This window comes from Pseudoalteromonas sp. H71, assembly GCF_001468485.1.
Lineage (GTDB): Bacteria > Pseudomonadota > Gammaproteobacteria > Enterobacterales > Alteromonadaceae > Pseudoalteromonas.
The window spans coordinates 24,281-36,645 of the sequence record NZ_LODI01000048.1; the positions used below are offsets into that span (position 1 = coordinate 24,281).

Consider the following 12,365-nt stretch of genomic DNA (forward strand, 5'->3'; position numbering starts at 1 on the left):
GGTTTGTTAGCTCGTTGTTTAAAGCCGCTAATACTTTTGTATCTAATGTTTGCTGATGTTGTATTTGTTGGAAGTAGGTGAAAACAACACCCATAGTGAGGATTAAAACCTGAAGCGAAGTACCCAGTATCACTCCTTTATTAGCTCTACTTTGCAAAGCCATTTATTAATCCTTTTGCATGATATTAGTTGAAGTTATGGTACCTCGTTGTACATTTCAATATAGCATTTAATAGTTAAGTTACAAGTTAAAAACAAACTAAACGCCTTGTTAAATAGTAAGTTGTTCAGCAGTATAATTGAGTTTTTTAGTGGCAGTAAATATAAGTAAGCTGACGTTTTTTAATGATAAAGCATTAAATTTATAGGTTGTATTGTTTTTAGACTATTTTTCGGACTTTATCTGTAATTGTGTTAAAACATTTAAAACCACCTATTTGGGCTAACAACGTGTATACACTTACACAATGGCAAATAAACGGTCAGTTTTTAAATATCAACGGCCAGCAAATTTTTACTAAAATAGCAGGGAGTGCAAATAAACCCGTGCTGCTTTTAATTCATGGGTTTCCAAGTGCTAGCTGGGACTGGGAAGGTATGTGGGATGAACTTACTAAACACTACTTTTTAGTAACACTTGATATGCTGGGTTTTGGGCTTTCGGATAAACCAATAAACGCGACTTATAAAATTACGGAGCAGGCTGATTTATACACGCAATTTTTAAAGCGTTTAAATATTACCGATGTACACATACTCGCCCACGATTATGGTGATACCGTAGCGCAAGAGCTATTAGCAAGACAAGTTGCTACTAAAAGTGAAATACGTATACACAGCGTGTGCTTTTTAAATGGTGGGCTATTTCCATACGTACATAAACCGTTATTTATTCAAAAGCTGCTACTTTCAAAACTTGGTTGGATAGTCCCTAAGCTAATGAGCAAACAAAAATTTGCTAAAAACTTAACGACTATATTTGGCAAACATACGCCACCAGCTCCTTTGGTAATTGATACGCTTTGGGCGTTGTTAATATATAACAATGGTTTGCGTGTTATGCCCAAACTTATTAATTATATTACACAGCGGAAGAAAAACGAGCAGCGCTGGGTTGGGGCCATTATTAATAGCAATATACCGGTTACATTTATTGCAGGAGAGCAAGACCCAATTTCAGGTAAACACATGCTTGAGCACTATAAAAAGAAAGTACCTAATGCGCGGGTACAAGGGTTTGCTGATCTGGGGCATTATCCGCAAGTTGAAGATGCTAAGGCAATCACTCAGGCTTATTTAAATTTTAGAAAGCAGATATAAAAAACGCGGCTACTTTAAAACCGCGTTTATACATCAAACAAGGATGTTATTTAGTATTTTTTCTTTGGTGCTTTTAGCTGTTTTTCAAATTCATCAGGGAATAAAATAGTGCCGTCGTCTTCCTCGGTTGGGAATACTGCAATAAGTAGGTCGTCTTCTTCAAGGCCCGGTGTCCAGCGGCTAAACCAATCAGCGGTCGGAATTGCTTTAGGTGTACAGCCTTCCCACTCACCGGTTGCCCATGCTTGGGCAAATTCCCGCGTTGGCCACACAGGTACACAGTCGTCATCTTCATTGGTAAGCATTACACAGCCGTCGTCGTCATTTAAAATCCATACTTGCTTGTATTGCTGAACGGTTTCAAACATAAACGCGAGACGCTTTTTGGCGCCTAGGCCTAAAATTACGTCGTGCTTGTCGGTTGCATTTTCGCTTGTCATGATGGGCTCACTTTGTTGCTGTCAATTTATATTTATAGGCTACAAGTATATCGAGTTATGTGACACAGTGTTGAAAACTTCACAATTATTTTTGTTATGTAGATCCGTTTTAGAGGTTAGTCAGTATATTTTGAGCAAACATTCAAAATTGATCTTGAATGTTGCCAAAAAGGCCACACTTAGTATGCATACACTTAATCAAGGATTTATAAAATGAACACAGATTTACTTACACCATATCGATTAAACGACACGATTGAACTTAAAAATCGTGTTTTAATGGCACCGCTTACACGTTGTATGGCTGACGAAAATTTAGTGCCAACGCAAGATATGGTTGAGTATTATGCACGCCGCGCAGACACAGGATTAATTATTAGCGAGGCAACAATTATTCGCCCAGATGGGCAAGGCTACCCAACAACGCCAGGCTTGTTTACACGCGAGCAAATTCAAGGTTGGAAAAAAGTGACTGACGCTGTTCATGCAAATGGCGGTAAAATGTTTGCTCAACTGTGGCATGTTGGCCGTGTTGCACATCCACACTTTTTTGATGGTGAAGTACTTGCCCCTTCAGCAATAGGTGTAGAGGGTTCGGTACCCCGTATGCGTGAGCTTACTTACATCACGCCAAAAGCCGCGACAACTGACGATATTAAATCGTTGATAGCAGATTTTGCGAAAGCCGCCGAAAATGCAATAGAAGCTGGGTTCGATGGTGTAGAAATTCATGGGGCAAACGGCTATCTGATTGATCAATTTTTACATTACGAAGCCAATGTACGTGAAGATGAGTATGGCCAAACACCGCAAAACATGGCTAGGTTTGCCCTTGAAGTCACCGATGCAGTTATTGCCGCAGTAGGTAACGAGCGTACAGCATTGCGTGTAACACCTGGCGCTTACTTTAATATGAGCGAAGATAACCGTGACAAAGCGGTTTTTGATTACCTATTACCTGAACTCGAAAAAAGAGAGCTTGCTTACTTGCACGGTGGTATTTTTGATGACAGCACAACATTCGAATCGCTTGAAGGCAAAACAACTTCAGCGTTTTTACGTGCGGGATACAAAGGAACACTGGTAGGCGTGGGTAGCTACAGCTTTGAGTCAGCCAAAGACGCAATTAATGAAGGTAAGTTTGATTTGATTGCTATTGGACGCCCACTAATTGCAAACCCAGATTATATTAGCAAAGTAACTAACGGCGAAGAGTTAGTGCCTTACAGCGACGAGATGCTGGCTGAGCTTAAGTAATTTGTAGTAATTAAATGAAAAAGACACTTAATAGCTTTATTAAGTGTCTTTTTTTTTACATATTTTCGCCATCGTTCTCTCATATTTGTTTAATCTTTATGTCAATAAAACAAAGCGTTATTGTCATATTTTAAAATCATACTGTGCCCGTTTTCATAATAAACCATTAGTAAAATCAAACGGGACAACAATGTACGCTTTAAAGAGTAAATCGATTTTGAGCATGGCCATTGCCATGGCGGTATCAACATCTGCTTATGCTAACGACGACACCACTATTGAAGAAGTTACTGTTGTGGCAAAGCCAACCAGTTACGCTAATAATGTGATTGAACCTGCCATGTTAGAGCAGCAAAGCACGGTTTCAAGTGTTTTGTCGGTTATTGATAATTTGCCAGGCATTAGCATAAACGAAGGTGATGCATTTGGCGGTGACGATTGGTCTACCACCATTACCATGCGTGGTTTTAGTATTGACTCAAACCAGCAACAGTTAGGTATGACAGTCGATGGTATTCCAAATGGCGGCTCTAATTATGGCGGCGGGGCAAAAGCAAATCGCTACCTAGACTCTGAAAACCTTGCAACCGTTGAGGTCGGTCAAGGCACCTCTGATATTAAGTCGGCATCACTTGAAGCGCTAGGCGGTACATTTAACTTTGTAAGTAAAGCGCCAAGCCTTGAAAAAAGTACTACTTTTGCGTACACATCAGGTAGTCACGATGCAACACGATACTATTTAAAACACGAAACGGGTACGCTGTTTAATAACACCCAAGCTTACGTTAGTTACTCACAAACCGATACCAGCCGTTGGATTGGCTCGGGTAGTAATGGTGGTAAAGACAACCAACACGCCGAAGCTAAATTTGTTACCACGTTAAGTGATTTAACCATTACTGGGCGCTTATCATACGATGACGTTAGCGAAACAAATTACAACAGTGTAAGTTTGGCCCAATTTGAGCAAACGCCTGACTGGGATCAACTGACGTGGAATTGGACGGGCGTTCCGCATTTTGACCAAATGTTTGCAGAAGGTTGGGGCACACTTCGCGAAAATACGCTAGCGTATGTAAAGTTTGAATACGCTATTTCGCCAACATCTTTACTTACTGTTAGCCCTTATTATCATAAAAACTCAGGGCGTGGTGATTGGATCCCACCTTATTTAACAACCCCAGTAGATGAAAACGGTGATCCAACAATTGAGGGCGGCACTAACGCGGGCTCGTATGGTTTTGTAGATAGCGATGGCAATCCACTTGCGCCTAACGAAGGCTGTACCGCTAGTTTAAGTTGGCCGTGGGAGTCGGGACCTGGCCTAAACCCGGCGTGTTATGATGCTGGTGCAACACCGGTTATGTCGTATCGTCATACCCATTACAAAAAAGATCGCCTAGGTGTAACAGCCAATTACCAAGCTACATTTGGTATGCACGACATAGAAGCTGGCTTTTGGTATGAGCAAAGTGACCGCGACGAGTCGCGTGATTGGCATAAGGTCATTGACGCGCGCATTTACCATCACTACGACAGCACACCTTACTGGACTCAATACAAAAATACGTTTGAGGCAGATACGCTAAAATGGTACGCACAAGATTCAATGGTATTTGGCGATTTAACACTCAACGTGGGTGTAAAAAAATACCTTGTTGATATTGAAAAGTTTGACCATTACCAAAATGCCACAACCGCTAAAGTTAATAGCGACTCTGACGTGCTATTTAGTGGCGGTATTGTGTATCAATTAAATAATTCAACCGAGTTATTTGCCAGTTACAGTGAAAACTTTGCAGCCATAAAAGACGGTGTACTTGAGCGCGACAGCTCCGATTTATCAGCGATTGAACCCGAAACGGCTGAAAATATTGACCTAGGCGTTCGTTACCAAAACGACGCACTTAAACTGACCGCTACAGCCTATTCAATAGAGTTTGATAACCGCATTACCTTTATAGCACCAGGCAGTGACACAGGCGGTATTGACTACACCATTGGTACAAATGGCTCTTACTTAAATGTAGGCGGTATTGAATCACAAGGGTTAGAGCTTTCAGCAAGTTACATGTTAAGCCCTGATTGGAGTTTTTATAGCTCGTATACAAATAATAATTCTGAATACAAAGGGGATGCACCTGGTTTTGAAGCCGGTGAAAAGGTTATTGACTCTGTAGATGACTTATTTGTGCTTTCAACCGATTACTACAGTGGCGATTTCCGCTTTGGTTTGTCGGCTAAGTACACAGGTGAGCGTGGCGACGTAGATAGCTACACCGTGCTTGATTTAAATGCAGGTTACGCAGCCGATGTTAATGCGGGTCCATTTAAAGCCATTGATATTGCTTTTGTTGTTTATAACGTGACCGACGAAAGCTATTTAGCTGGCGGTACAGGCAACGGCACTACTTACTTTATTGGTGCACCACGCACGGCGGCGGTTACCTTTACCGCAACATTTTAAATAATCAATAACGTTAATATTAGCCCATCACATTGATGGGCTTTTTATTAAACGCAAGGTGAGAAAAACATGCAAACAATATTGAAAGTAATTGCAGCGAGCTTTATTTTACTTGCCAACGCTGTGTGCGCGAGTGACACAAACGTTGTTCTTGTGACCCTTGATGGCGTGCGCTGGCAAGAGGTATTTAGTGGTGCTGATAAAAACCTTATTACCAATAAAGACTTTGTTAAGCAGCCGAGCCAACTACACGATGAATTTTGGGATGAAAACCCTCAAAAACGTCAGCAATTATTAATGCCTTTTTTAACGCAAACGATTGCAAAAGACGGTGTTATTATTGGCGATAGAAAAAAGGGTTCTACAATGTCGGTAAGCAATCCGTGGTATTTTTCGTACCCCGGTTATAACGAAATTTTAAGCGGCGAAGTAGATGTAAACATAAACAGCAACGATAAAGTTTATAACCCTAATAAAACCATTTTAGAGCGTTTAAACACACACCCTGAATTTAAAAACAGCACCGCGTTGTTTGGTAGTTGGGATGTGTTTCCATACATTGTAAATACCCAGCGCAGTAACGTTTATGTAAACGCAGGCTTTATGCCGATTGAAAACAATTTATTTGATAACGCCCCACTTTTAAATGCACTGCAAAAAGAGATCCCCAGCCCGTGGGTCAATGTACGATTAGACAGTTTTACCTACCGCTTTGCTAAAGCCTACATGTTGGCCAAACAACCCAAGTTGCTGGTAATAAGCTTAGGTGAAACAGATGATTTTGCCCACGATGGTCACTACGACGCCTACTTAAAATCAGCCAAACAAAGCGATGCATTTTTAAAAGACTTATGGCAAACCATTCAAAGTACCCCAGGTTATAAAAATAAAACTACGCTTATTATCACAACCGATCACGGCCGCGGTAGTAATGCAAACGATTGGCAACATCATAGTTCTAAACAGGCATTAGCTAAATCAGCGCAGGGTAATAAAGCATTTCCAGAAGGGATTATTGGTTCAGAGCATATTTGGCTTGGCGCTATTGGCCCTGCAATTAATGGAAATGGCTTAATAAAAATTAACAATGTTAAACAGTCGCAAATAGCTGCTACGGTGCTTGAGGCACTTGGGCTACAACCTTACAAAATAAACCCGAATATGGCACCCGCTATTAAAGAGATCTTAAAATGAAAATGCGATTAAAACCTGTTTTATATTCAACACTTGCGTTAGTTATAAGCTCAAGTACGATGGCTGCGCCATCAAAAATATTGTTTGGCTCGTGCGGGCATCAAGATAAAGACATTCCAATATTCGACACTATAAATAAAGAGCAGGGCGATTTATTTATATTTTTAGGCGACAATATCTACGGCGACACCAACGACATGTCTGTACTTGCCAATAAATATCAAAAATTAGGCGCAAAATCCGGCTTTAAAACCCTAAAAGAAAATACACCCATCATTGCAATGTGGGACGATCACGACTTTGGTCAAAACGATGCCGGAAAAGAATACCCGCATAAAGAGCAATCGCGCCAAATTATGCTCGATTTTTGGGAAGAGCCCGCCAGCTCTGAGCGAAGAACACGTTCAGACGGTATTTACACCTCGTATACGTATGGGGAAGGCGATCAAACTGTACAGGTGATCATGCCTGATTTACGCTGGAACCGTGACACACTTAATCACGTAAGCGAGCTTGAGTATTACACCAAGCGTAAGTTAAATAACCAAGGCCCTTATAGCCCAACCGAGGTTAAAGGGGCATCTATGCTAGGTGAGGCGCAGTGGCAATGGCTCGAGACTGAGCTTAAAAAGCCAGCCGCAATTAAGCTTATTGCATCAAGCCTCCAATTATTGCCTGACTTTACTGGCTGGGAATCATGGGCTAATTTTCCAGAGGATCGCAATAGGTTATTTGCGCTAATAAAAAAACATAAGGTCAATGGGGTGGTGATCATTAGTGGCGACACGCATTGGGGCGAAATATCTAAATACGATCAAAACCTAGATTACCCGCTTATTGAAATGACCAGCTCAGGCTTAACAGAAAAATGGAAAGACGTTAGCCCAAATAAACACCGTGTAGGCGACTTCACTCATAACGTAAACTATGGCGATTTAAGCATAGACTGGGAGCAAGCCGACCCGGCTATTTCACTAAAACTTAAAGGCATAGACGGCAAAGTCATTATGCAAAGTAACTTTGGCCTCTCAAGTATTAGCCCTTATAAATAACAGCGCTATAAAATAACAAACGCACAGTGATTAAAAAGTGATTAAAGTAAGTTCTGTGCGTTTATTTTTTGTTTAACTACACGCTAACTTGCTGTTTTATTGACGCCATTTCTCCCTTATTGCTACCCCTATAATTGAAAATATCTTACACTGGTTTTACTTCAAGTAAGGACCGTGTCGTATGCTCAATATTATTCAATCAAACCGTATGGAAGCCCTGCAAGCACAGTTTCATCAACTGTTAAAAGTAAGCCCATTGCAAAGCCCGTTCGACAAAGAAGTGGTGCTGGTGCAATCGCCGGGTATGTCGCAGTGGTTAAAAATTGGCTTGAGCGAACATTTAGGGATAGCAGCGCAGGTTGATTTTCCATTGCCATCTAGTTTTATTTGGCAACTTTACCAGCAACTACTGCCTAATGTGCCTAAAGAGTCGGCTTTTAATAAGCCAAACCTTGCTTGGAAATTGTTTTCAATTTTGCCTACTTGTATTGACGAGCCGTTGTATTTACCTCTAAAAACCTATTTAGAGGGCGATATTGATGGCCAAAAAACCTTTGCTCTATGCGAAAAAATAGCCGATGTGTACGACCAATACTTAATGTACCGCCCACACTGGATAGCCACGTGGGATAGTGGCCGTGATGAACTTGATGATGTAGATGTAACCATTGCCCCATGGCAACCTGATTTATGGCGCCGAATTGTAAAATTAAGCAAAGAGCTAGGCCAAAGCCAATTTCATCGCGCTAACATGCAAGGGCAGCTACTCGGTGCACTTGACGACATGGACAACAGCTTATTACCTAAACGCATTAGTTTATTTGGTATATCGGCCATTGCTAATTCTCAGCTTGATGTGTTTGAAGCATTGAGCAAAAAAACAGAGGTGTTTTTATTCTTTTTTAACCCGAGTGAACATTACTGGGGCGACATAATCGACGAAAAAACAGCGGCAAAAATAAATGCTAAATATGCCAAAATGCCGCTTATAGAAGCTCAGCAAAAAAAGCAAACTAACCCAGATGAAGACTATTACTTTATAGGTAACCCACTTTTATCGTCGTGGGGGAAATTAGGTCGCGATTACTTTGAGCAATTAGTACAACTTGATGCCCGCTGGATTGATGGTTTTATCGATGCGTTTGATAATACATTGCTTGGGCAAGTGCAAAGCGAAATTTATCAACTTGCGTTTAAAGGGGAATCGCTTACCGATAACAAAGAGTGGTTTATAAACGATGAAGGTAAATTACCAGTAAGTGCGAACGATACCAGTATTACCCTTAGTGATTGCCATACCCCGCTTCGAGAAGTTGAGCGATTACACGACTATCTACTTAATTTATTTAACCAAGACCCGGCGCTTACTCCCAAAGACATTATTGTAATGATGCCTGATGTAGGCACATACAGTCCTTATATCGAGGCGGTATTTGGTGGCGCACAGGGCAGCCGATACATTCCCTTCGCATTAGCGGATTTAGCAATAGAACAAGAAAAACCCGTGCTAAGCTCATTTGCAAGCTTAGCTAACTTACCGTTCTCGCGCTTTGGCGTATCAGATATTTTAGATTTACTGCAGGTCACCCAAATAGCCGAAAAGTTTGGCTTAGAAGCCCATGAGTACGAGCAAATACAATATTGGCTTGAGCGCGTAGGTGTTAAATGGGGTATAAACGGCGAACATAAACACAGTTTTGATTTACCCGCCATTGAGCTAAATACGTGGCAGCATGGTTTAAACCGTTTATTACTGGGTATTGCAATGCGAGACGAACAGTGCCCATTTAATGGTATATACAGCGCCGATGAAGTAGAGGGAATGGCACTTGATACGCTCAATAAACTGGTCGATTTTATTGATGTACTACAAAACTTTAAAGCCAAGCTTACCCCTGACGATACCCTTACTAATAAAGCGCACATTTTAAGCGAGCTGCTAGGTGCTGTATATGAAAGTGAAAGCGACGATAGTTGGGATTTACTCGTACTGCAAAAAGTGCTTGAAGATATTCAAAAGCATCACGATAACGGCGACTACAATCAAGCGGTGTCGCAGCGTATAGTTAGCTATTTAATAAAACAAGGTATACAAGAAAAAGGCGTAGGCCAGCGATTTTTGGTCGGGCAAGTCAACTTTTGTACCCTAATGCCTATGCGCGCTGTACCGTTTAAAGTGGTGTGTATGCTAGGTTTAAACGACGCTGATTACCCACGTAACGTGCAACCTATTGGTTTTGATTTAGTGCCGCATTCAAAAAAGCAAAAAGGTGACCGATCACGAAAATTAGATGACCGCTACCTGTTTTTAGAAGCGCTACTCAGTGCCCGCGATAATCTTTATATGAGCTATATTGGTCGCTCGTGCTTTGATAACCAACCCCGAATGCCATCAACCTTGGTGAGCGAATTATTAGAATACATAGGGCGTAGCTTTACGCTAAGTGATGATTCAACTAAAACCTTGCCTGCATGTTTAATTAGCCAGCAACACTTGCAGCCGTTTAACAGTCACTACTACCAAGCTGACGAAAGTAAAAATAAACTGCTCAGTAATCATAGTTATAACCCAATTTGGCTGCCAAATGAGCCTGTTTTACCAGAGCCCGTTACCGCACTTGATGTAAACGCCCCTGAGCAGCTAGAGCTTGATGTGTTTATACGCAGTATTTGCAACGCACAAGAGAGCTTTTACAGTCAAACCTTGGGTTTACGCTTGCCGCAATTTAACGAAGTGGCAAAAGATGAAGAGCCATTTAGCCTAGATGCATTAAGCCGATACTTTTACTTAGATGAAATTTTAGAAGCCAACATAAATAATACCCCAATTAGTACTGAACAAATTTTACAGCGTGGGGCTTTACCGCAAGCAAATGTGGGCAGCTTAATTTTACAAAGTATGGAACATCGTATTGACGCACTTGCCGGGCAAGTAAAAGAGCAAATAAAAGCGGGTAAAAGTGAACCTGTTGAAGTGTCGTTTAATATTGAGGGTACACAAATTCAAGGCTGGCTTAACCATATTTTTATGCAAAAGCAGGTGTTTTATCGTAGCGCGAGTATTAAAGCCAAAGATATGATTAAAGGCTTTATTTATCACCTTGTGGCACAAAGTTTGGGGTATGAGCTGGAAACATTATTACTGGGGCTTGATAAACAAATTAGTTTTGCGCCAATGAGCAAAGCCGATGCAGATTTAATTTTGGCTGATTGGTTTGAATTATACAAAGCTTTGCGAAAAGAGCCGGTGGCGTTTTATCCGGTAAGTGGTTACGAATACATAAAAAGTGGCGGCGACATGGCAAAAGCCATGAACAAATTTAGCCCGCAATACATAGGCCGAGGTGAAGGTGAAAACCCCTATATTCGCTTAACGGTGCAATCGCTTAACGACTGCCAAGACGAATTTATTAGCTGGAGCGAAAAACTACTCGCGCCGTTATTTGAGCATGCTAAGGAGAGCGACCATGCAAGCGCTTAATCCACTCACTATGCCACTTAAAGGGCAAAGTTTAATAGAAGCCAGTGCCGGCACGGGTAAAACGTATACCATTACCGGGTTATATTTACGCTATTTACTTGGTATGCAAATACAGGGTGAGCTTAATGCTCCTCTGAGCGTAGAACAAATTTTGGTGGTGACATTTACCGACGCCGCCACTCAAGAAATTAAAGACCGCGTGCGAAGCCGAATTATTGCTGCGCGCGATGCATTGCTTGGCCAAGACCCAAACGATGAGTTAATAGAAGGCGTAATAGCCGCAGTAGATGACAAACACCGTGCGTTTGATTTACTCGATGCCGCTGCAAAATCGATGGACGAAGCGGCCATATTTACCATTCATGGCTTTTGTCAGCGAATGTTAAAACAACATGCTTTTGAGTCAGGTGTTGCATTTAATTTAGAATTTATTTTAGATGAGCGCGACATACTGCTCGAAACGATTAAAGATTTTTGGCGCGCATTTGTATACCCACTTAGCAAAGATAAAACTAACGCCATATTAGAGGTATTTGCAGCACCAGAGTCTTTATTTTCGCAGGTGGCAAGTATTTTAAATAAAGCCAATGCGACCGTTACACCGCAAATTAAGCTAGTCGATGTATGGCAAGCTCGTGATGAATACCTCGACCTTGTTCCACAGTTTAAAAAAGATTGCCAAGAATGTGCATTTACCGATGCCATTAAAAGCTCTGGCTTAAGTGGCGCTAAAACGCCAGCTCGCAAAGCAAGCCTTGCAGCGCTTGATGCATTTTGTGCAAACGATGAGGTGTTTTTTGAATTTGGCATCAATAAGTATTCGTTTGAAATTTGGAGTAATGAAAACTTAAGTGATGCGGGTAATTACAAAAAAAATCAGCCCTTGTTCACGCATCCTCTATTGAGTCAGTTTGATAAATTATCAGCGCTTAACAACACGATGAACCAAGGTTTAAAAATAGCTTTAGTACAAGAAGCCGCACGCTGGGTAAAAGCTGCCATTGTTAAGCGCAAGCAAGAGCAAAGTGTAATCACGCCTGACGACTTGCTCACTAATTTATACACTGCGCTCAATAATGAACAAGGTGATGTACTTGCGCAAAAAATTGCGCAGTTGTTTCCGGTTGCAATGATAGATGAGTTTCAAGATACCG

8 protein-coding genes are annotated in these 12,365 nt (G+C 41.3%); 7 read left to right on the forward strand and 1 reads right to left on the reverse strand.

Annotated elements, in window-relative coordinates; translation table 11 throughout:
- Positions 1 to 450 precede the first annotated feature (450 nt).
- On the forward strand, positions 451 to 1,320 hold the full coding sequence (locus tag ATS71_RS17895; RefSeq protein WP_058406082.1) for an alpha/beta fold hydrolase: 870 nt from the start codon (positions 451 to 453) through the stop codon (positions 1,318 to 1,320).
- 50 nt (positions 1,321 to 1,370) lie between these two features.
- On the opposite strand, the gene ATS71_RS17900 is transcribed toward ATS71_RS17895, so the two are convergent.
- The gene (locus tag ATS71_RS17900; protein WP_058406011.1) at positions 1,371 to 1,760 is read right to left on the reverse strand and encodes a DUF2750 domain-containing protein; all 390 of its coding nucleotides are present in this window, start codon (positions 1,758 to 1,760) and stop codon (positions 1,371 to 1,373) included.
- Positions 1,761 to 1,973: 213 nt separating this feature from the next.
- On the opposite strand from ATS71_RS17900, the gene ATS71_RS17905 reads away from it, so the two are divergent.
- The 6 genes from ATS71_RS17905 to ATS71_RS19285 form a co-directional block, all read left to right on the forward strand.
- Positions 1,974 to 3,017 carry an alkene reductase gene (locus ATS71_RS17905; protein WP_058406012.1) on the forward strand — a complete coding sequence of 348 codons (1,044 nt, stop codon included), beginning with the start codon at positions 1,974 to 1,976 and terminating at the stop codon, positions 3,015 to 3,017.
- A gap of 190 nt (positions 3,018 to 3,207) precedes the next feature.
- A complete protein-coding gene (locus ATS71_RS17910; protein ID WP_058406013.1) occupies positions 3,208 to 5,484 on the forward strand; it encodes a TonB-dependent receptor domain-containing protein in 2,277 nt (758 codons plus the stop codon).
- Positions 5,485 to 5,553: 69 nt separating this feature from the next.
- Positions 5,554 to 6,678, forward strand: a complete 1,125-nt coding sequence (locus ATS71_RS17915) for an alkaline phosphatase family protein (RefSeq protein WP_058406014.1) — start codon at positions 5,554 to 5,556, stop codon at positions 6,676 to 6,678.
- Positions 6,675 to 7,730: an alkaline phosphatase D family protein gene (locus ATS71_RS17920; protein ID WP_058406015.1), complete on the forward strand. Its 1,056-nt coding sequence runs from the start codon at positions 6,675 to 6,677 to the stop codon at positions 7,728 to 7,730. The genes ATS71_RS17915 and ATS71_RS17920 overlap by 4 nt, the downstream gene beginning before the upstream one ends.
- A 181-nt stretch (positions 7,731 to 7,911) precedes the next feature.
- Positions 7,912 to 11,211: an exodeoxyribonuclease V subunit gamma gene (recC, locus tag ATS71_RS17925; protein ID WP_058406016.1), complete on the forward strand. Its 3,300-nt coding sequence runs from the start codon at positions 7,912 to 7,914 to the stop codon at positions 11,209 to 11,211.
- Positions 11,198 to 12,365: UvrD-helicase domain-containing protein (locus ATS71_RS19285; protein ID WP_235591529.1), on the forward strand; the 1,168-nt coding region annotated here is incomplete at its 3' end. The genes recC and ATS71_RS19285, both read left to right, overlap by 14 nt.